Annotated in this window: 15 protein-coding genes; 7 read left to right on the top strand and 8 right to left on the bottom strand. The window is 61.0% G+C overall.

Features of this window, described 5'->3' with window-relative positions; translation table 11 throughout:
- Window positions 1-107 precede the first annotated feature (107 nt).
- Window positions 108-932, top strand: coding sequence for a hypothetical protein (locus PG892_RS08585; protein WP_270825321.1), 825 nt, complete (start codon window positions 108-110; stop codon window positions 930-932).
- A gap of 213 nt (window positions 933-1,145) precedes the next feature.
- Here the strand turns inward: PG892_RS08585 and PG892_RS08580 are convergent, their stop codons facing one another.
- From PG892_RS08580 to PG892_RS08570, 3 genes are all read right to left on the bottom strand, one after another.
- Window positions 1,146-3,497 carry a YgiQ family radical SAM protein gene (locus PG892_RS08580; protein WP_052815159.1) on the bottom strand — a complete coding sequence of 784 codons (2,352 nt, stop codon included), beginning with the start codon at window positions 3,495-3,497 and terminating at the stop codon, window positions 1,146-1,148.
- A 196-nt stretch (window positions 3,498-3,693) separates the two neighbouring features.
- A complete protein-coding gene (locus PG892_RS08575) occupies window positions 3,694-6,846 on the bottom strand; it encodes an efflux RND transporter permease subunit (protein ID WP_052815158.1) in 3,153 nt (1,050 codons plus the stop codon).
- Window positions 6,846-7,898 carry an efflux RND transporter periplasmic adaptor subunit gene (locus PG892_RS08570; RefSeq protein WP_052815157.1) on the bottom strand — a complete coding sequence of 351 codons (1,053 nt, stop codon included), beginning with the start codon at window positions 7,896-7,898 and terminating at the stop codon, window positions 6,846-6,848. Before PG892_RS08570 ends, PG892_RS08575 begins: the two co-directional genes overlap by 1 nt.
- A gap of 210 nt (window positions 7,899-8,108) precedes the next feature.
- Here PG892_RS08570 and PG892_RS08565 point away from each other — a divergent pair, with 210 nt between their 5' ends.
- Both PG892_RS08565 and rssA read left to right on the top strand, forming a co-directional pair.
- Window positions 8,109-9,665: a sensor domain-containing diguanylate cyclase gene (locus tag PG892_RS08565; protein WP_052815156.1), complete on the top strand. Its 1,557-nt coding sequence runs from the start codon at window positions 8,109-8,111 to the stop codon at window positions 9,663-9,665.
- A 34-nt stretch (window positions 9,666-9,699) separates the two neighbouring features.
- Complete coding sequence (gene rssA / locus PG892_RS08560) at window positions 9,700-10,569, top strand: patatin-like phospholipase RssA (RefSeq protein ID WP_052815155.1); 870 nt, start codon at window positions 9,700-9,702, stop codon at window positions 10,567-10,569.
- Between the two features lie 65 nt (window positions 10,570-10,634).
- Here the strand turns inward: rssA and PG892_RS08555 are convergent, their stop codons facing one another.
- The 3 genes from PG892_RS08555 to PG892_RS08545 form a co-directional block, all read right to left on the bottom strand.
- Window positions 10,635-11,975, bottom strand: a complete 1,341-nt coding sequence (locus PG892_RS08555) for a sodium-dependent transporter (protein WP_080989904.1) — start codon at window positions 11,973-11,975, stop codon at window positions 10,635-10,637.
- A gap of 18 nt (window positions 11,976-11,993) precedes the next feature.
- Window positions 11,994-13,136 carry an IS4-like element ISAs18 family transposase gene (locus tag PG892_RS08550; RefSeq protein WP_041204923.1) on the bottom strand — a complete coding sequence of 381 codons (1,143 nt, stop codon included), beginning with the start codon at window positions 13,134-13,136 and terminating at the stop codon, window positions 11,994-11,996.
- 325 nt (window positions 13,137-13,461) lie between these two features.
- Window positions 13,462-13,728, bottom strand: coding sequence for a helix-turn-helix domain-containing protein (locus PG892_RS08545; protein WP_010673503.1), 267 nt, complete (start codon window positions 13,726-13,728; stop codon window positions 13,462-13,464).
- A gap of 258 nt (window positions 13,729-13,986) precedes the next feature.
- Here PG892_RS08545 and PG892_RS08540 point away from each other — a divergent pair, with 258 nt between their 5' ends.
- The 4 genes from PG892_RS08540 to PG892_RS08525 all read left to right on the top strand — a co-directional run bounded on the left by PG892_RS08540 (window position 13,987) and on the right by PG892_RS08525 (window position 18,568).
- Window positions 13,987-14,574, top strand: coding sequence for a hypothetical protein (locus PG892_RS08540; RefSeq protein ID WP_043152400.1), 588 nt, complete (start codon window positions 13,987-13,989; stop codon window positions 14,572-14,574).
- 282 nt (window positions 14,575-14,856) lie between these two features.
- A complete protein-coding gene (gene ompA / locus PG892_RS08535; protein ID WP_010673501.1) occupies window positions 14,857-15,876 on the top strand; it encodes a porin OmpA in 1,020 nt (339 codons plus the stop codon).
- 412 nt (window positions 15,877-16,288) lie between these two features.
- The gene (ompA, locus tag PG892_RS08530) at window positions 16,289-17,290 is read left to right on the top strand and encodes a porin OmpA (protein ID WP_052815703.1); all 1,002 of its coding nucleotides are present in this window, start codon (window positions 16,289-16,291) and stop codon (window positions 17,288-17,290) included.
- 219 nt (window positions 17,291-17,509) lie between these two features.
- Window positions 17,510-18,568, top strand: a complete 1,059-nt coding sequence (locus tag PG892_RS08525) for an OmpA family protein (protein ID WP_052815704.1) — start codon at window positions 17,510-17,512, stop codon at window positions 18,566-18,568.
- A gap of 74 nt (window positions 18,569-18,642) precedes the next feature.
- On the opposite strand, the gene PG892_RS08520 is transcribed toward PG892_RS08525, so the two are convergent.
- Window positions 18,643-20,337 (bottom strand): NAD-dependent malic enzyme, encoded by a 1,695-nt coding sequence (locus tag PG892_RS08520; RefSeq protein WP_039039301.1) that lies wholly within the window; start codon window positions 20,335-20,337, stop codon window positions 18,643-18,645.
- Window positions 20,338-20,392: 55 nt separating this feature from the next.
- Window positions 20,393-21,250, bottom strand: a complete 858-nt coding sequence (locus PG892_RS08515) for a helix-turn-helix transcriptional regulator (RefSeq protein ID WP_010673497.1) — start codon at window positions 21,248-21,250, stop codon at window positions 20,393-20,395.
- Window positions 21,251-21,302 lie beyond the last annotated feature (52 nt).

The following is a 21,302-nucleotide window of genomic DNA, read 5'->3' as shown; positions in this document are numbered from 1 at the left end:
AAAGTAAACTGGATGGCTTTCTTGCCGCCAAGGATCTGATGGCGCAGGGGATCAAGATCTGATCAAGAGACAGGCTTCAGAGCCTGTCTCAGGACTCGCTCTCTAGTTTGCTCGAAGCTCAAGCTACTGTATCACGCGAATCCGTTAGGCAGCTCGTAGCACAGCGAGATCATCTAGCCAGCAAGCTTCAAGAACTTACTACCAAAACCGAAGAACAAGTGGTTCAGCTTGGTGCGCTTACTGAAGGGGCTGCCAAGGAACGAGCTGAAGCCGCCGCCACTGTTGCGAAGCTTGAGCAGCTTTTTGCTCAGAAGGAAACGGATCGAGCAACCATCTTTGAAACAGCCCTTACTGAACTGAAAAAGGAGTTCAAGTCTTTCGAGGCTAACGCCAAAATTGAGAGCGATGCACTAATTGACTACCTAGAGAATCAGCGCAATCAAGCTGCTCGCCTTGTTCAAGTCGTCGGTAATATTGGCGTCACCGGAAACTATCAGCAAATTGCAAATACCGAAGCAACGCAAGCCAATTTCTGGCGCTGGGTTACTGTCGCAATATTTGGTGCCGGTGTTCTTGTCGCTGGCGCAACATTCATTAAATTTTGGGGACAACCTTTCTCGTCCGAAAACGCGTGGTCTGTTGCAATTCGCCTTCTATACGCTATCGCGATCACAGCTCCAGCCTGGTATACGGCTCGTGAATCAGCCCGCCATCGGACTAACTCCGACCGAGCGAGACAAACTGAACTCGAACTTGCATCAATTGGGCCTTTCATTGAACTCATGCCAGAAGATAAAAAGGTAAAAATTCGCGAGCAACTTACCCCCTCATACTTCGGAAAAGCCGTGGAGGCACATACTGCGGATAATCCTTTGGATGCTGCTGCGGTTAAAGACCTTGCTATCGAATTGGCGAAAGCATTAAAAAAATGAATTCATTGAGTTGATGCCCACTCACCATTTTCCTCGCTTGATGATCTTCACCTTCTAGCGAGCTTAATTGTTATGTACTTTCAGGGCAGAAAACGGGGGGGACCCCACTTTCTGTGGGTAGACACAACATATCAAGATCAACCAGCAAACCAATAAAACAAAGGCGACCATCCGGTCGCCTTTTCTATTTCTATCTCTTTCCAATCAGGAAACTCACCTTGCCGGTCGCTTGGCACCATTTCCTTTGGCCGCTGGCTTGCCGCCCTGAGTGGCAGGTTTGGCACCCTGCTTGGCAGAGCCTGCGCGGGTCGGGGCCTTACCTTTGTGAGCGGGTTTCCCCTGCCCTGCCGGTTTACCCTGACTTGCGCCCTGTGCGGCAGACTTGCCGTTGCCCGAGCCTTTCTGCAGCTGGGTGCCCACCGGTTTACCATTGCCGGCCTTGTTGCCAGCACCATTGCCGCGCTGATGCACGATATTGCTATGACGGGTCAACGCGGGCTTGAGGCCCTTGCTGCGGCTGCGTTCGGCCTTGGCCTCGCCGCGGCCTTCCGGCGGCACCAGGCAGTCGGGGCCGTTACCGATGAGGTGGCCCTTGCCCATCTCCAGCAGGGCTTCGCGGATCATCGGCCAGCCGGCCGGATCGTGATAGCGCAGCAGCGCCTTGTGCAGGCGACGGCGACGCTCCCCTTTCACCACGAACACGTCCCCGCCCTGGCGGCTCACCTTGTTGAGGGGGTTTTTCTCGGTGTAATACATGGTGGTGGCGTTGGCGAGCGGCGACGGGTAGAAGTTCTGCACCTGATCGAGCTTGAAGCGGTTGGACTTGATCCAGAGCGCCATGTTCACCATGTCTTCATCCGTGGTGCCTGGGTGGGCGGAGATGAAATAGGGGATCAGGTACTGCTGCTTGCCCGCCTCTTTGGAGTACTTGTCGAACAGCTCCTTGAAGCTGTAGTAGCTGCCCATGCCCGGCTTCATCATCTTGGAGAGCGGGCCCTCCTCGGTGTGTTCCGGCGCGATCTTGAGGTAGCCGCCGACGTGGTACTTGGCCAGCTCCTTGATGTAGCGCGGATCTTCCACCGCGATGTCGTAACGCACGCCGGAGGCGATCAGGATCTTCTTGATGCCCTTGAGGTCGCGCGCCTTGCGATAGAGGTTGATGGTCGGGCTGTGGTCGGTGTCCATGTGCGGGCAGATGGTCGGCCAGACGCAGGAGGCACGGCGACAGGTCTGCTCGGCCTTGGGGCTCTTGCAGCGTAAGCGGTACATGTTGGCGGTGGGGCCGCCCAGATCCGAGATGACGCCGGTAAAGCCCGGCACCTTGTCGCGGATCTCTTCGATTTCTTTCAAGATCGACTCTTCCGAGCGGCTCTGGATGATGCGCCCTTCGTGCTCGGTGATGGAGCAGAAGGAGCAGCCGCCGAAGCAGCCACGCATGATGTTGACCGAGGTCTTGATCATGTCGTAGGCCGGGATCTTCTCGTTGCCATAGGCCGGGTGCGGCACCCGCTGGTACGGCAGGCCGAACACCCCGTCCATCTCGTCGGTCTCGAGCGGGAAGGCAGGCGGGTTGACCCAGATGATGCGATCGCCGTGGGCCTGGGAGAGGGCGCGGGCGCAGCCCGGGTTGGTCTCGTGGTGCAGGATGCGCGACGCATGGGCGTAGAGCACCTTGTCCTCCTTCACCCGCTCAAACGCCGGCAGCTTGACATAGGTCTTCTCCCACGGTTTTTGCTTAGGGGGCTGCACCAGGATGGGCTTGGCCTCCTGCTCCATCGGCGCAGTGCCCTCGTCGTCGCTGCAGGGGGCCCCTTCCATATAGGGGTTGGGAATGGGATCGATGCGGCCAATCTGGTCGAGCTTGCTCGAATCCACCCCGCGCCAGCCCGGCAGCGGCTCCTTGCGGATCACGGCGGTGCCGCGAATGTCCTGCATGGTCTCGATGGTCTCGCCACCTGCAATGCGGTGAGCCACCTCCACCAGGGGGCGCTCGGCGTTGCCGTAGATGAGGATGTCGGCCTTGGCGTCGATCAGGATGGAGCGACGGATGGTCTCGGACCAGTAGTCGTAGTGGGCGATGCGGCGCAGGGATGCCTCTATGCCGCCGATGACCACCGGCACCTCTTTATAGGCCTCTTTGCAGCGCTGAGTGTAGACCAAGGTGGCGCGATCCGGCCGCTTGCCGCCCACATCCCCCGGGGTGTAGGCGTCGTCGTGGCGCAGCTTCTTGTCGGCGGTGTAGCGGTTGATCATGGAGTCCATGTTGCCCGCCGTCACCCCGTAGAAGAGGTTGGGCTTGCCCAGGCGCATGAAGTCATCCTTCGATGACCAGTCCGGCTGGGCGATGATGCCGACCCGAAAACCCTGTGATTCGAGCATGCGGCCGATCACCGCCATGCCGAAGCTCGGGTGATCCACGTAAGCGTCGCCTGTCACCAGCACGATGTCGCAGCTGTCCCAGCCGAGCTTGTCCATCTCCGCACGGGACATGGGCAGGAAGGGCGCCGTGCCGTAGCACTCGGCCCAGTAACGGGGATAGGAGAAGAGGTTGGTAACCGGCTGCATTTTGACCACCTGGAACAATTCGGGTCGCGCATTATACCGGCAGAGCAAGGCGGGGGCGACGGCTTTTTGCCCCTACAGAACGCGAGGGGAAGGGGCGCCTTCGAGCGGGCGCGACAGGTCGGCGTGACAGACTCAGATCTCATCAACAAGCAGGGCGCCCATTGGCGCCCTGTTTGCTGTCATCCGGGTCGGCACGCTAGGCCGCCGGTTTGTCCCGCCCCTCGGGGACCACCGCCCCCGGCACCGGGGAGGGACTGGCCGGGGTTGCCGTGGCCAGTATTTCGTCCACCAGTCGGTCCCGTGCCCCCGTCATCCCCGCGCGTCTGGCGATCAGGTGATAGATGGCGGGCACCACCAGCAGGGTCACCAGGGTCGCCAAGGACAAGCCGAAGAAGACCACGGTCCCCACGGCCATCCGGCTCTCGTACCCCGCCCCCATGGAGAGCATCAGGGGCACGGCGCCGATGATGGCGGTGAGCGAGGTCATCAAGATGGGGCGCAGGCGGCGCACCGACCCCTTGATGATCGCCTCCTCGAACCCTTCACCCCGCTGGCGCAGCTGGTTGATGAACTCCACGATGAGGATGCCGTTCTTGGTCACCATGCCGATGAGCATGATCATGCCTATCTGGCTGTAGATGCTGAGCTCCTGCCCCGTGAGCCAGAGGCCGAGCAGGCCGCCGAAGATGCCGAGCGGCACCGTCATCATCACCACCGCCGGGGTCAGCAGGCTCTCGAACTGGGCCACCAGCACCAGATAGACCACCAGCAGGGCCAGGCCGAACACCAGTGCCATCTCCCCCTGGTTGTCGCGATAGTCCTTGGACTCGCCGGCGTAATCCACCGACATGCCGGTGGGCAGGTGATCTGCGGCCCAGCCATCCAGGAAGTCGAGCGCTTCCCCCAGGGTGTGGCCGGAGGCCACGTCCGCGGTGAGGGTGACCGCCTTCTGGCGCTGGTAGTGGTTGAGGCGCTGGGGACTCGCCACCTGGGTGACGGTCGCCAGGGTGGAGAGGCTCACCATCTCGCCGCTCGCGGCCTTCAAATAGATGCGGCTGATGTCGGAGATACCGTTGAACTGGGTCTGGTTGGCGCGCAGGTAGACGTCATACTCCTCGCCCCTGTCCACATAGGTGGTCTGGCTGACGCCGCCGAGCAGGGCCTGCAGGGAGCTTGCGATGGTGGAGACCGGAATGCCGAGCTGGGTGGCTCGCTCCCGCTCTATGGTCACCTGCAGCTCCGGGGTCTTCTCGGCATAGTCGAGATCCGGGCTCTGCATCAGCCCGCTTTGGGCCGCCGCCTCCTTGAGCGCCAGCCCCTGCTGGTTGAGCTCGCCGTAATCGGAGCCTTGCAGCACGAACTGCACCGCCGCGGTGGAGCCGCCTCTGAACCCCGGCTGGAAGGTGCGGATCATCACGTCGGGGATGCCGGCGAGGCGACCGCTCAGGGAGCGGCCAAACTCGGTGGCCGTTTCGTCTCGCACCGCCCAGTCACTGAGCTGGATGATGGCCATGCCGGTCTGATCGCCGCCGCGCCCGAAGGCCGGGGTGCTGAAGCTCATGGCCTGCACCACCCCCTTGCCGAGCAGCGGCAGGATGGCGGCCTCCACCTGCTGCATGTTGCGCTTCATCCGCTCGATGCTGGTGCCCTCCGCCCCTTTCACGAACACATAGAGCACGCCCCTGTCCTCGGTCGGGGTGAGGCTCGCGGGCAGCTTGCCAAAGAGGGCGCCAATGCCGCCGAGGCAGAGCAGCAACACCAGGGGCATCCAGACGGCGCGGCGCAGCACGGCCCCCAGCACGCGGCGATAACGCTCCTCCACCCAGCCAAGTCCCTTGTCCAGGGTGGCGGTCAGGGCGTTGGGCTTGTCCACGGCACGCATCAGCCAGGAGCCCATGGCCGGGGTCAGGGTGAGCGCCACCAGGGAGGAGAAGAGCACGGCCAGGGAGAGCAAGATGGCGAACTCGGTGAAGAGGCGCCCCACCATGCCGTCCATGAAGGCGATGGGCACGAACACCATCACCAGCACGGCGGTGGTGGCGATGACGGCAAAGCCCACCTCCCGGGTGCCGTGCCAGGCCGCCATCAAGGGGGACTCGCCCCGTTGCAGGTGGTGGTGGATGTTCTCCACCACCACGATGGCGTCATCCACCACCAGGCCGATGGCGAGGATGAGGGCCAGCAAGGTGATGAGGTTGATGGAAAAGCCCAGATACCAGGCACCGATGAAGGCCGAAATCAGGGAGACGGGCACCGTGATGGCCGGAATGAGGGTGGTGCGCCCCTGCCCGAGGAAGAGATAGAGCACGGCCACCACCAGCAGGGCGCAGATGGCGAGTGTCTCATACACCTCGTCGATGGCCTGCTTGATGAAGATGGTGGAGTCGTAGTCGACCTCAAGGGTAGCCCCCTCCGGCAGGAAGCGCTGCATCTCCACGAGCTTCTTCTCGATGCCCTGGGCCACCGCCAGGGGGTTGGCTGTGGATTGGGCGACGATGCCAATCCCCAGGCTCTCGCGGCCGTTGCGCTGATAGGCGCTGTCTTCGTTCTTGGCCCCCACCTCCACATCCGCAATGTCCGCCAGATAGATGCTCTGACCATTGGTGGCAGTTTTCACCGGCAGGGTGCGAAAATCTTCCGCACTGTGATAGAGCCGTGCGATCTGCACCGCCATGGTCATGGTGTTGTTGCGGATCTCGCCGCCCGGCAGCTCGATGTTCTCCCGCTTGAGGGCATCCTGCACGTCGGCCACCGTGATGCCGCGGGCCGCCATGTCGGCGGGGCGCAGCCGCACGTACATCACCTGGGTCAGGTCCCCGGAGAGGGAGACCTCGCTTACCCCGTCCACCAGGCTCAAGGGGTCCACCAGCATGCGATTGGCGTAATCCGTCATGGCGGTACGGTCCATCTGGGTGCTGCTGAAATTGAGCCAGATGGCCACATCCCCGTTGCCGTTGTCCTTGGTCACCATGGGCTCGTCCGCCCCGTCTGGCAGCTTGGGTCTGGCCCGGGAGATGGCGTCACGCACGTCGGAGGTGCCCTCCAGCATGTTCCAGCCGAGCTTGAACTCCACCGTGATGGAGGAGCGCCCCTTGCGGGTCACCGAGTTGATGTTCTTGATGCCGCTGATGCCGGAGAGCTGATCCTCGATGGGCTTGGTGACCTGGCTCTCCATCACCTCGGGGGCCGCCCCCTCATAGGTGGTGGTGATGGAAACGGACGGGGTCTGCACATCCGGCATCTCCCGCACGGTGAGTTTGCTGAAGGCCACCAGGCCGAACACGGTGAGCAGGGCGCTGATGACCACCGCCACCAGGGGACGGCGTACTGAGATATCGGAGAGCCACATCAGCCTTTCACCTCGCCCAGATCACGTACCTGGGCGCCGTCGCGCAGATTGACCAGCCCCTCCACCGCGATGCGATCGCCGACGTTCAACCCCTTGAGCACCCAGACGGCCTCGCCATGGGTGTCGCCAAGCTCCACCGGCACGCGCTTCACCCGTCCGTCCGCCTCCAGGCGATAGACGAAGCGCTGCTCGCCGGCATACTCCACCGACTGGGCGGGGATCAGGGTCATCTTCTGGGGTGGCAGAGAGAGATCCACGTTCATCAGCATGCCGGGACGCAGCTGGCCACCGGTGTTGGGCAGGATGACGCGGGCCTTGATGTTCTGGGTGTCGCTGGAGATCCGGCTGTCGAGGGTCTCCAGCACGCCGGAAAAGGATTGATCCGGCCAGGCCGAGCTGGTTGCCGTCACCGCCATGCCGGGGCGCAGCAGGGAGAGGTAGCGCTCGGGCACCGCCAGATCGAGCCGCAGTTTTGCCAGCTCGTCCAGATGCAAGAGCACGTCGCCGCTGTTGACCAGGGCTCCTTCGCTGAGATCGATGAGGCTGACAGTGCCGTCGAAGGGGGCGGCCAGGGTGCGCAGGGAGAGCTCGTAACGGGCCGCATCGACCCGGGCCTGGGCCTGGGCGACAGTCGCCTCCTGCCCCTCCAGCTCCGAGGTGGTGACGGCGCCTCGCGCCACCAGCTTGCGCATGTCCCGCAGCTTGCGAGCCTCGTCGCGCACGCTGGCGCTCTGCTCGGCCAGCTCCGCCTGCTGCTTGCCCGCATCCAGGGCGATCAGGGTCTGCCCCTGTGTGACCTGCTGGCCGGAGCTCACCGCGATGGTGGCAATGCGGCCGGTCACCTCGGGGCTGATGGCCACGGAGCGATTGGCCGCAAGCTTGCTCACCAGCTTGATGGAGGGCTCGGCCAGACTCTGCCTGACGGTTTCGGCCCTGATATTGATCTCTCTTGGTGCTGGCTTGCTGGCGGGTTCAGCCTGCCGCAGATGCCAGGCGCCCGCCGCCAGCAATAGAAGAAGAGGGAAAAGCCACAGCCACACGCGCGTTTTCATCACAAGATCCATGCAGTCAAAGAGAGAGGAAGAAGAGATAGCTTCATCAAGGATGGCACCATGTTACCCCCTGACTATGCCGTGACTATGTATAAATGTGACAAAACGTAACAGTCCGGTGAGAAGATCATCAAAAACGCATCTTGTCGGCACGCGCGTCAGGGTTCTGCCTTACACTGATGCCGACTCTCGCCATCTTCCGGTACGCCCATGTCCATTCCCTCCCCCGCCTTTGCCAGATACCGATTGCAGTGGCTGCTGCTGGGCCTCGGCCTGCTGCTGTTGCTGCTCGCCCTGCAACATGCGTTTCGCCAGGTTACCGAGATCAACAAGCGTGACACCATCAACGCCGCGACCCAGCTCAGCAGCCAGCACCAGCGGATGGAGACCTTCCTTGAGGCCATGCGCGGCCAGGCGGAGGAGCGCCTGCGCAGCAATCCCCAGTCCGTGCTCTCTCGCCAGCTCTATCAGGCGCTGCAATCCGACGGGGAGCACGGCATCAATCTGGATCGCATCCCTGTCGATCTGCCCCCCGCCCTCATCGGCAACCTGACCGGGCAGGGCCCGCTGCCCCATGACGGCAGCGAGCGGCAAGCCAGAATACATCTCGCCCTCAGCCTCTCCCCCCTGCTCGCCACGGCCAGCAAGCTGCTGGACAGGGACGTGGCCTGGATCTACTTCACCGGTACGGACAATTTCATCTACCTCTATCCCTGGGTGCCATCCAGCCAGTTTCGCTTCGATCCCGTGATTTACAGCAAGGCCTACTGGCAGGAGGCGATGGCCAGGCATCCCCACCTGGAGCACGCCATGCTCTCGCGCCCCTACCAGGATTTTGCCGGACGGGGGCAGATGATCACCCTCTCCCAGCCCATTACCCAGGGCGGCCAGATCATTGGCCTGCTCAGCATCGACATCCAGACCGTCACGCTGGCGCAGACCCTGCACCGCCTCGCCCCCCGGATTGGCACCCTGTTCCTGCTCAACGCCCATCAGCAGATCCTCGCCAGCAGCCAGTCCGGTACCGCGCCGCCCCCGGTCAGGACGGCGCAGTCAGCGGAATATGAGTGGCAACAGGGCGCCTTGCAGCTCGTCTATCCCATCCCGGAGACACCGCTCTCCCTCATCCATCGCATCCCGCTGCTGCCTCTGCTGCAGACGCTGTTGTGGCAATCGGCGACGGCGCTCATCACCATTCTCTGTCTGGTGGTGGCGACCGTCTCCAGCCTGCGTGCCCAGCGCCTCAACCGGCGCCTCAACTACCTGTCGCGCCACGATGCCCTGACCGGCGCCTTCAACCGCCACTACTTCGATGCCTTCGAACACCGCCAGGCCCTGGCAGGCCGCCAACGCATCGGCGCCATCATGTTTGACTGCGATCACTTCAAACAGGTCAACGACCGTTTCGGCCACGGGGTGGGCGATCAGGTCCTCATCCGTCTGGTGCAGCTCTGCCAGTCCCTGCTGACACGGGAGTGCCACCTGATCCGCTGGGGCGGCGAGGAGTTCCTGCTGCTCGTCACCGATGAAGCGATCCCTCTGGCCCCTTTGGCCGAGCGGCTTCGCCTGTGCATAGCAGAGCATCCCTGGAGCGCCATCGCGGCCGAGCTGAAGGTGACCGTCAGCCTGGGCCACTGTCGTCAATCACCGGCCATCTCCTTGCAGGAGGTGATCCGCCGCGCCGATATCGCCCTCTATCAGGCCAAGGCCAACGGCCGCAATCGCAGCGAAGCGTGGCGGGATGACGGACAGGAGAAGCCGGAGTAAGCTGGACTCCCACTTCATGTCAGGAGACGCAACTGTGTCACGAAAACCCCGTCTGGGATTGGCCCTGGGTAGCGGTGCGGCCCGAGGATGGGCCCACATCGGCATCATCCGTGCCCTGGAGCGACTGGGCGTCAAGCCGGATCTGGTGGCTGGCTGCTCCATCGGCAGCTTTGTCGGCGCCGCCTATGCCGCTGGTGAACTGGACAAGCTGGAGAGCTGGGTGCGCGGCTTCAGCCGCCTGCAGGTCATGGGGCTGCTCGATCCTGCCCTCTCCGGCGGCCTGTTTCGCGGTGACAAGGTATTTGGCATCGCCGCCGGCCATCTGGGGGATCCCGCCATCGAAAGCCTGCCGCTGCCCTTTGCCTGCGTCGCCACCGAACTCGATACCGGTCGCGAGATCTGGTTGCAGGAAGGACCGCTTCGCCAGTGTGTGCGCGCCTCTTGCGGTATGCCCGGCCTGCTCACCCCGACCCGGGTGGAGGAGCGCTGGCTGGTGGACGGGGCCGTGGTCAACCCGGTCCCCATCTCCCTAGCCCGCGCCATGGGAGCCGAGGTGGTGATCGCCGTCAACCTCAACACCGACATGCACCAGCCCTGGACCGACGAACCGGACGAGCCCGTGCAGGGGGGGCTGCTCAGCCAGTGGTTGAACCGGGGCGAGCGCGAACCCAGTACCCCCGGCATGTGGGGGGTGATGACGGGCTCCATCAACATCATGCAGGAGCGCATCACCCGTGCCCGGATGGCCGGGGATCCCCCCGAGATCCAGCTCTGCCCGCGCCTTGGCAACCTCTCCATCATGGATTTCCACCGCGCGAGCGACGCCATCAACGAGGGGGAAGCCTGTGTCGAGCGCAACCTGGAGCAGCTCAAGGAGGAGCTGTCACGACTCTGCCTGATATGAAGGCATATCGGGGTAAAAGACAAAAAGAGCGCCAATAGGCGCTTTTTTGTTTCGGGTTACGCGGCTCAGAACAGCCCCAGCCCCTTGAGCATCACTACCAGGATCAGCAGCGGCGACACATAGCGGATGATGAAAAACAGGGGGCTGAGGATGGGCAGCGCCAGCTTGCCCCCATTGGTCAGCGCCGTCGTCATCCGCTCGAATCCCCATACCCAGCCCACAAAGAGGCAGAGGAAAATGCCGCCAAGGGGCATCAGCACGTTGGAAGAGACGAAGTCGAACAGATCGAAGAAGGTTTTCCCGCCAACCTGCACATCCGCCAGCGTGCTGCTCGAGAGCGCACAGGTCGAGCCGACCGCTCCCAGCACCAGCAGGTTGATCAGGGTCGCCCTTGTGCGGCTCATGTGAAATCGCTCGGAGAGCACCGAGACCGGCACCTCCAGGATGGAGAGCATGGCCCCGGTGGCTGCGATGGCGGAGAGCACGAAGAAGAGCACCATGAAGAGGTGTCCAAACGGGATGCTGGCAAACACCGCGGGTATGGTGATGAACAGCAGGGAGGGGCCTGCGCTCGGCTCGAAGCCAAAGGCAAAGACCGCCGGGAAGATGGCGATCCCCGCCAGCATGGAGACGAAGAGATCCGCGCACATCACCCGTACCGTGGTGAGAGGGATGTGCTGATCGTCCCGAAAGTAGCTGCCATAGGTCATCATGCAGCCCATCCCGATGGAGAGCTTGAAGAACGCCAGCCCCATGGCCGTCAGCACGACGCCTGCGGTCACCTTGGAGAAATCCGGCGAGAACAGGAAATGCAGTCCTTCGCTCGCTCCGGGCAGAGTCAGGCTGCGCACGCCTATCACCAGCAGCAGGATGAAGAGCAGTGGCATCAACCGCTTGGTGACCGCTTCGATCCCCCTGGAGACCCCCATCAGCAAGATCCCCCCCATCAGGGCCAGCACCAGCCACTGCCAGAGCAGACTCTGCAAGGGATCCGTGATGAGTGAATTGAAGGCAGCACCCGTGACGGCGGGATCGGTGGAGAGGATCTCGCCGCTGGCCGCCTTGAAGATGTAGGCAAATACCCAGGCCGCCACCTCGGAGTAGAACGACATGATGAGGAAGGCCGCGCTCACCCCCATGGCGGCGATCAGCCACCAGGGTTGCCCCTTCGGAGCCAGCTTGATGAGCCCGCTGACCGCATCCGTCCTGGCCTCGCGCCCCAGCATGATCTCGGAGATCATCACCGGCAATCCCACCAGCAGGGTGGCGATGACATAGACCAGCAGAAAACCGGCGCCACCGTTCTCACCGGTCAGATAAGGAAACTTCCAGATATTGCCGAGCCCGACGGCAGACCCCAGAGTCGCGGCCAGCACGCCAAAGGTGCTGGTAAACCCCTCAGAGATCCCCTCATTTTTAGAGACTCAAATAATTCCAAGTGTGCGGGTATATAAGCGGTGTTGCTTCAGGTAGTAGATAAATTTATCCATCAACAAGACCGCATTGGCTTCTTTCATTTTAGGTAGCAACTGGTAATAGATGACCCCTTGCCGAAAGAACGAATAGGTTCGGCTCTTGCTGGTATTGACCTTGATCGTTCTCTCTAGACCGACACTGTCTCCAGCCTTACCCAGCAGCGTCAGCAAGACGATGGCCAGGGCACTGAATAAAAACAGTCGGTCGCGCCGGACCGGATTACTGATGTGCACATCTCCCATACCCATGCCGAATTTGTAATCTTTGATATCACGAAAACTGGTCTCGATACCCCAGCGCTGGCCGTATAGTTGCAACGCCTTGGCGGCGCTCAGGTCGGTCCGGTTACTGGCCAGAAACCACGCGTCTTTCATGCCACTCTTATGACAACAATAGACCCGTTCGACAGGCTGTCGCTGCCCAGTTAGCTCCACCGCTTTGAGGGTTCGGGTGCGCCCGGTCGGCGTTAGCCAGTCCCGAGCTGGAACCTGCTCTACACCAGGGTAACCAACCAAAACATTTCCTTTAAATCTAATGAGATAAGCAAAGCCTAGCTCTTGCTCCAGGCGTTCGAACAGCTCCATGTAACCAAAGCCGCGGTCAGCTACTACCGTCACGAAGATACCCTCTGGCAACGTCTGCTTGAGCTTGGTGAGCAGCTCTTTCTCATGGGCATTGCGTTGCCCTTTGAGCAACGATTTCCGATGGGTTTTCCACAGCAGCGGAGTACTGCGACCGTGGTTGGTTTGCAGGCTGATAACCAAGGTACTGTGATCATCGGCATCGAATTCGGTCCAGTCCATGGAGACTACGATCTCGGTACGTTCACCGACCACATAGGGCACCCAATCGTCAAAGAGGCTCCAGACATTGAGCTTGGTGTTAGTGAGCAGGCGATCCACCTGTTTAACCGCATGTTTACGTTCGAGACCGTTGGCCAAGGAGAGGCCACTACCGATGGCGTGGATGGCCAGTGAACCTGACTCGATAACCCCGAGGGTAGCATTGGCGAGGGAAAGAACACGCTTGGCATGCATGTCCTGTCCAAATATATCGTCGATGTGGTTGAGGATTAGTTCGTGGTTAAACATGGGGATAGTCTGTTGGGTATTAGCTGGTCAAGGATGGCGATCATACCTCAGAAGCCGCGCCACGCCTCGCTCATATGAGGGGATGGTTAAGGGTAAACCCATCTCTGGCTTTGGTAATGGATTGGCTCATCGTTGTCTCGCTGTGTGGATCACCGCCTGAATTAAAAGGGTCGGAGTGTTCCGTGGATTAATCCAGCCCGACAAGATGATTTAGTGAAAATCGCCGTTGACCGCACACAACGCATTATTTAATTAAATAATCATCCATTTTGATAAATAAAAAATGCCGCCTCGAGGGCGGCATTTTTATCAAGGTTGAACTAAATCAAGCCTTGGCAATATCGTCCGGACCGATCTGGCCGATTTCGGCGACTTTCTTGTCAGCCAGCAGCCAGAGGGTGAACTTGTGCAGATCGGGGTGGTGGGCCAGTGCAACCAGGAAGGCGCCTCCGACTTCACGGTAACCCAGTTCATAGTTCTTCAGGGTGGTTGGGGGGACGCCCAGCAGATCGGCAAACTTGGGACGGCTCAGGCCTACCGCTTCGCGGATCTGACGGATCTTCTTGCCAACAGTTACGATATTTGAATTCATGTGTTCCATACTCCGTTCGGCGGATTGACTCCACCTTTATTTTTCGCGACGACTCGTAGTCAAGTGTATCAGTTTTGAACGGACTCGTTATGGTCGAGCCTCTATCTATAATCAGCGTCTTTCGACGACAACCCTTCACAAACCTCGGGGATGGTAATCGCTGCGTCGCCTCAGGTAAACAGTCTCGAAAAGAAACCTTTCTTGTTGCCCGGCCATCCCTCGTATAATTCGCCGGTTATTTCCAAGAGAGTCATCAACATGGCATTTCCCGGCATCATTTCCCGTCTTCATTCCGACCCGGACTCCCTCCCCCGTCAGCTCGCCCAGGGTCTGCAGACCCGGGCCGAGGCGTTCTGGTTGCCCATGGCCATGCAGGGGGACGCCACCACCGTGCTGGCGGCCCTCCCGGACAGCTGCAGCCTCTATCTTGAAGGCCAGGCGACGCTTCCCCTGCGCAGCCACGACGGCGTCGTGGCAGAAAACGGCACCCTGGCACTGGGCAATGGTCACACGATGACGCTGGCCAAGGAGAAAGGCGATGGCGGCATCGTGCCGGAAGAAAGCCTCGCCGAGATGGCCCAATGGCTGGAAGCGGGTCATCGGCACTTCATCTGCTCTACCGCCGTCCAGCCCGTGGCGCGGGCCATCCTCAACATCTGGCCTCTCGATCCCTACCTCGCCCGTCACTTCTTGCTCAGTTTCACACCCTTGCTGTGCGAAGCAACCGAGGCGGACTATCTTGCTGTCCTCTCGGTCAGGGCGGGTGACGCCACCCCGCGGCACGCTTGGGCTGAGGCTTATATGAAGCTTGAGAAGAAACTGCATCGCGCCTACTTGGATCACTAATAAATCCCAAGAAACAGCCAGTTATCCCTACGACACAATTTGCCCCATCCCTTATCTGTGAGCTTGATCATGTTTTGAAATGGGCATAAAGTGCGCCACGTCATCGGAATGACGTCGGCTGTTCGTGGCGGAGTATGCACTTGTGCACCCAGATACGTGCCTCCTGGATGGATCTAGGATCCCTGTTCGCACCAACGTCGTTGGTCGACAGAGCCAGCAGCTTACATAAATTACAAAGTGCGAAGCACGTGAACAACGTGCCATCTCAACGAGGATTATTTTATGATGAAAATGGCTCCTTCCCTGATCGCCATCGCTATGGCCACCATGGGTGCAACTGCAGCTCACGCCGCTGACGACATCTACTTCGGCGCCGGTGTTGGTGCAACTCACTTCAACGGTCTGAACAAGATCGAAGGCGTGAACGTTGGCGAAGAAGATGCGGCTGCTGCCAATGCCTTCGTTGGTTACAACTTCAACGAATACTTCGGTTCCGAGCTGGGCTACCAGTACACCGGCCGTGGCAACACCGACGGCAACCGTTACGAGAGCCAGGGTGCCACCCTGTCCGGTATCGCTCGTCTGCCGCTGGGCAACGATTTCTCCCTGTTCGGTGAAGCTGGCGCCTACTGGGGCCACACCGACGGTCTGGGCACCAGCGATACCAAAGTATCCCCGCTGGCCGGTGCCGGTGTGACCTACAAGGTCAATGACGCGCTGGATCTGCAAGCTCGCTACCGCTACATGTGGGACGTGGCTGACCTGCACGCCGACAACGTACGCTACAAGTCCAACCAGAGCGTTGCGACCTTGGAAGCCGTTTACCACCCGTTCCGTACTTCCTACGTAGCGCCTGCTCCGGCCCCGGTTGTTGAAGAAGCACCGGCCCCGGCTCCGCAAATCGTTGAGAAGAACTTCGCCCTGAACTCCGACGTGCTGTTCGCCTTTGGCAAAGACAGCCTGAAAGCCGAAGGTGTGCAAGCCCTGAACGCTCTGTACCAGCAAATCGTTGAGTTCCAGCCGAAAGACGGCAACGCCGTTGTTGTTGGTTACACCGACCGTATCGGTTCCGACGCTTACAACCAGAAGCTGTCTGAAGCTCGTGCCCGCACCGTTGCCAACTTCCTGGTCAGCAAGGGTATGGCTGCCAGCAAGGTTGCCATCGAAGGTCGCGGCGAAGCCAACCCGGTCACCGGCACCAAGTGTGACGGCGTCAAGGCCAAGGCTCAGCTGATCTCCTGCCTGGCTCCGGACCGTCGCGTAGAAGTTCGCGTATCCGGCGTACAAGAAGTTCAAAAGTAATCTGACTTCGCTCAGGTAACGTAAAAAAGGGGATGCCACGGCATCCCCTTTTGCTGTCTCTCTCCTCCCCCCAGCGACACTCTCTGTCTCACCTTTTCTCCCCTTTACCCCCGTATTGCGGCCCCGCGACACCGGTGTCGGCGCTGCATATCTGTGCAGAAACTTGATCACGCTGATTCAAAAGAATACAGTAGCAACGCTTGTAAGACATTGGATGAACTATTAAAAGTGCTCAGTGCCCGGTTAGTTGTCCATGGAGAAACAGCTTCATGAGAATCCAGGTTTCCATCCATTTTTTATTCAAGCCGTCCGTGATCCGCTCACGGTGTCGCACATGAAGTGTCATCTGCGACCGGTATAACAAAGAGTGCGCAGTACGCCCATAGCACGGCAACTCAACAAGGATAAAACGATGAAAATGAAAATGGCACCAACCCTGATTGCTCTGGCCATTGCAGCCATGGGAACCACCACCGCTCAGGCGGCCGACGACTGGTACACGGGTATGGGTGCAGGTTGGGCCTATGGCCACGACCTGGATACCTTCGGCCAGGATGCTGACAAGGACGCCACCGCGCTCTCCCTGTTCGGCGGTTACAACTTCACCGAGAACTTTGCCGCCGAGCTCGGCTATCTCTATGCCGGCAAGGCTGGCGTCGATGGCGTCGACTTCAAAACCCAGGGTGCCACCCTGTCCGGTATCGCACGCCTGCCCATGAATGACATCTTCTCCGTCTTCGCCGAAGGGGGTGCCTACTTCAACCACGTCAACGGCAACGGCCAGAGCGACAACGGCACCTCGCCGCTGGCGGGTCTGGGTCTGACTGCCAAGCTCTCCGACCTTATCGACCTGCAGGCCCGCTACCGCTACATGTGGGATCTGGGTGACGATCAGAAAACCTGGAAAACCGACATGAGCGTCGCCACCCTGGAACTGGTGATGCACCCGAACCGCACCACCTATGTGGCACCGGCCCCGGCACCGGCTCCCGAGCCGGTTCCCGAGCCCGTCATGGTCGACAAGAACTTCTCCCTGAGCTCGGACGTGCTGTTTGCCTTCGGCAAATCCACCCTGAAGCCGGAAGGGGCTGCTGCGCTCAACACCCTGTATCAGCAGATCGTCGACGTCCAGCCGAAAGATGGCAGCGCCGTGGTGGTGGGTTACACCGACCGCATCGGCTCCGATGCCTACAACCTGAAGCTGTCTGAAGCCCGTGCCCGCACCGTGGCCGACTTCCTGGTTGGCAAGGGTCTGCCGGCTGGCAAGGTTTCCATCGAAGGTCGTGGTGAAGCCAACCCGGTCACCGGCACCCAGTGTGACGGCATCAAGGCCAAGGCTCAGCTGATCACCTGCCTGGCACCGGATCGCCGCGTCGAAGTGCGCGTCACCGGCGTACAGGAAGTGCAGCAATAAGGGGACAACCACCTGTTAAAAAAAGGGGCCATTCCGGCCCCTTTTTTAATGCCCGGACGGCACCGCCAGCGCGGGCAGCCCACCTGCCTGTCTCACCGATTTTCCATACAGATGCGTCACTTAAATGGTTAATGCGCTCACATCGCCTATACATAATGTTGGCTATACATAGCAAAGGGCTGGGAGCCCTATAACACCCAACATCGACGAGGATACGCGATGAACATAAGACTGAAACCTGTGTGGATTGTATTGGCATTGGCGACGAGTGCCGCCCAGGCGGCACCTGTTCACGACTGGTATGTGGGGGCTGGGGGTGGCTGGGCCTTTGCCCATGACATCGATGATTTCAGCAAGGACGTCGGCAAGGACGCGACCGCCATCAACGCCTTTGTCGGCTACAACTACAACGAGAATCTGGGGGCAGAGCTCGGCTACCTCTCCACCGGTGACTGGGATATCGCCGGCCAGGACTTCAACAGCAAGGGGGCCACCCTGTCGGTCATTGGCCGTTTGCCGCTGGGGGACATCTTCTCTGTCTTTGCCGAAGGGGGCGGTTATCTCTATCACGTCGACTCCGTCAACGGGGGAGATGACAATCTGGCTCCCCTGGCGGGTCTGGGCCTGACCGCCAGACTGAGCGACTGGGTAGACATCCAGACCCGCTACCGCTACATGGTGCGAGTCGGGGACGATCCTGACAACGATAAGGTGGGCAGCGGTACCAAACGCTGGGTCAGCGACATCAGTACCGCCACCATCGAGCTGGTACTTCACCCCAATCGCACCGTCGCCGCAGTGCCGGTGGCCGCGCCTCTGGTCGTGGCACCGCCGCCCCCGGCTCCCGAGCCGGTGGATCAGACCTTCAACCTGAGTTCGGATGTGCTGTTTGCCTTTGGCAAGGCGGAGCTCAAACCGGAGGGGATGCAGGCACTCGACGCCCTCTACCAGCAGATCGTCGACGTCAAACCCAAGGATGGCAACGCCATGGTGATGGGCTACACCGACCGCATCGGCTCGGATGCCAATAACCAGGCACTGTCGGAGGCCCGTGCAAGCACGGTCGCCAACTTCCTGATTGGCAAGGGGCTGCCCGCAGACAAGGTGAGCATCCAGGGCAATGGCGAGAGCAACCCGGTCACCGGCACCCAGTGTGATGCCATCAAGGCCAGGGCTGCCCTCATCGACTGCCTGGCCCCGGATCGCCGGGTCGAAATCCGGGTCACCGGTGTCAGCAATCCCGCCGAGCCCGCCCCCGCCGAGCAACCGGCACAATAACCTCCTCTTCCTTCACAGCTGTGCACAAAAAAGGGATGCCGAGGCATCCCTTCTGCATGTCTGTCCCCTTGGGATCAGAAGGAAGTACGACGATAGCGGCGGTACTCGGGGCGCCAGAAGTTCGCCTCGATGGCCTGATCGATCACATCATCGGGGGTCTGCACCGCCTTGCCCTGCAACATGGCGGTCTTGGCCACCATCTTGGCGATGTAGCGGGAGACCTGATGGATGTCCGCCAGATCCGGCAGCAAGGAGCCCTCTTCCCCCTTCACCAGGGGTGAACAATCCGCCAGGGCACGGCTGGCCGACATCAGCATGGCATCGGTCACCCGGTTGGCACCGGAGGCGATCACCCCAAGGCCGATACCCGGGAAGATGAAGGAGTTGTTGCACTGGGCGATGACGTAGCGCTTGCCCTTGTACTCCACCGGTGCGAACGGGCTGCCGGTGGCGACCAGCACCTGGCCGTCGGTCCAGCGAATGAGATCCGCCGGGGTGGCTTCCACCCGGGAAGTGGGGTTGGAGAGCGGGAAGATGATGGGACGGGCACAGTGCTTGTGCATGGTCTTGACCACCTCTTCGGTGAAGAGGCCCGGCTGGCCGGAGACCCCGATCAGGATGTCCGGGCGACCGTGCTCCATCACCTCCAGCAGGGAGATGTTGTCCCCCACCGGCCACTCCTTGATCCGTTCGACCGGCTGGGAGAGCTTGCGCTGGAAGTCGAGCTGGTTGGGGATCTTGTCGGTGATGAGACCGAATCGATCCACCATGAAGACCCGGCCCCGCGCCTCGGCGTCGGTCAGCCCTTCGGCCTTCATCTGCGCCACGATCTGCTCGGCGATGCCGCACCCGGCACTGCCCGCCCCGAGGAAGGCGACCCGCTTCTCGGAGAGCTTGGCACCGGAGGCCTTGCAGGCGGCGATGAGGCTGCCCAGGGTCACCGCGGCGGTCCCCTGAATGTCATCGTTGAAGCAGCACAGCTCATCCTTGTAGCGGTTGAGCAGCGGGGTGGCATTGCCCTGGGCGAAATCCTCGAACTGCAGCAGGATATCCGGCCAGCGGCGCTTGACCGCCTGGATGAAGGCATCGACGAACTCGTCGTACTCTTCGCCGGAGATGCGCGGATGGCGCCACCCCATGTAGAAGGGGTCGTTCAGCAACTGCTGGTTGTTGGTGCCCACGTCCAGCACCACCGGCAGGCAGTAGGCAGGGGAGATGCCGCCACAGGCGGTGTAGAGGGAGAGCTTGCCGATGGGAATGCCCATGCCGCCGATGCCCTGATCCCCGAGGCCCAGGATGCGTTCGCCATCGGTGACCACGATCACCTTGACGTTCTGCTTGGTGGCGTTTTGCAGCATGTCATCGATCCTGTCCTTGTCCGGATAGGAGATGAAGAGGCCGCGGGCGCGGCGATAGATGTTGGAGAACTCCTCGCACGCCTTGCCGACCGTCGGGGTGTAGATGACCGGCAGCATTTCGGTGAGGTGGTTGTTCAGCAGGCGGTAGAAGAGCGTTTCGTTGGTATCCTGGATGTTGCGCAAATAGATGTGCTTGTCCATGTCGTTGCCAAACGCCATGAACTGGCGATAGGCACGCTCTGCCTGCTCTTCGATGGTTTCGATGTTCTGGGGCAGCAGACCTTCCAGGTTGAAGCTGCTGCGTTCTTCGCTGGTGAAGGCGCTGCCCTTGTTGAGCAGCGGCGTCTCCAGCAGGGCTGGACCTGCGTAGGGAATGTAGAGGGGACGTTTCTGATTATTATCTTCAAACATGGATCTGTACCTTGACTGTGTGGCCCGTCGATCCTATGGGCTTGAGCCAACAATTTCAAAGGGTTTGCACCTCCCTTGCGAAAGGTTTGCGACCCAGTCGACGAAAGGCCCCCGGAGTCTGACCCGTCAGACGCCGAAAACGGTTGGCAAAGTTGGCGCCGTCGCTGTATCCGACCCGGGCCGCCAGCTCGGCCAGCGGCCAGTTGGTGTAGAGCAGCAACTGGCGCGCCTTGTTCATGCGAAGTCCGGTGAGCCAGGCCATGGGGCCCATGCCGAACACCTGCTGGCAGAGCCGGTGCAGATGGGGTACCGAGCAGGCCATCTGGTCGGCCAGCAGGGCCACGCTCCAGGGCTCGTCCAGACGTGCCTCCACCCGCCGAAACAGCGCCTGCAGCCGCAGCTCCGGCGTGCCGCGCACCTCCCCCTGCAGGGTCCGCTCCAAGAGCGCCAGCAGCAGGCTCAGCAGCTGGGGCTGGAGCGGCGAACGTATTCCCTCCCCCTGCATCAGGCTGAGCAGGTGGTAGAGCTGCTCCCCCTCCTCCCCCTGCCAGATGCGATGGCCAAGCCGGTGCAGATGCTGCCAGCGCGGCACGTCGTCCAGCAGGATCCAGCTGGTATGCCAGACTTCCCCCACCAGCCTGAGGCCCCCCGGCACGGCGGCCGGGAGAAAGACCAGGGCTCCCGCCGGGATGGGCTGCTCCCCGCCATCGGTGAGCAGGGCGCCCCCCTCGTCATGGCTCACCATCAGGATGTGAAACTCCGGTCGGTTGCGGCGGATAAGGTAGTGCTCCCGTATCGTCGAGAGGCCGGTCAGGAAGACGCCCGCCTCCCCAAGCAGGGGCAGCCCTTCGCGTCCCAGCATCCGCTCTTCGCAGGCCGGGGCGATTTCCAGACACTCGCTGATAAATGGCATAGCACCTCAACAGGATAGTTTTGCACAAGAAAGCCGAGAGAGGCTCACAGTG

Source organism: Aeromonas sp. QDB68, assembly GCF_027707405.1.
GTDB classification, from domain to species: Bacteria; Pseudomonadota; Gammaproteobacteria; order Enterobacterales; family Aeromonadaceae; genus Aeromonas; species Aeromonas caviae.
The sequence above is the reverse complement of the archived record's forward strand: the minus strand, read 5'-3'. Positions and strand labels throughout refer to the sequence as shown.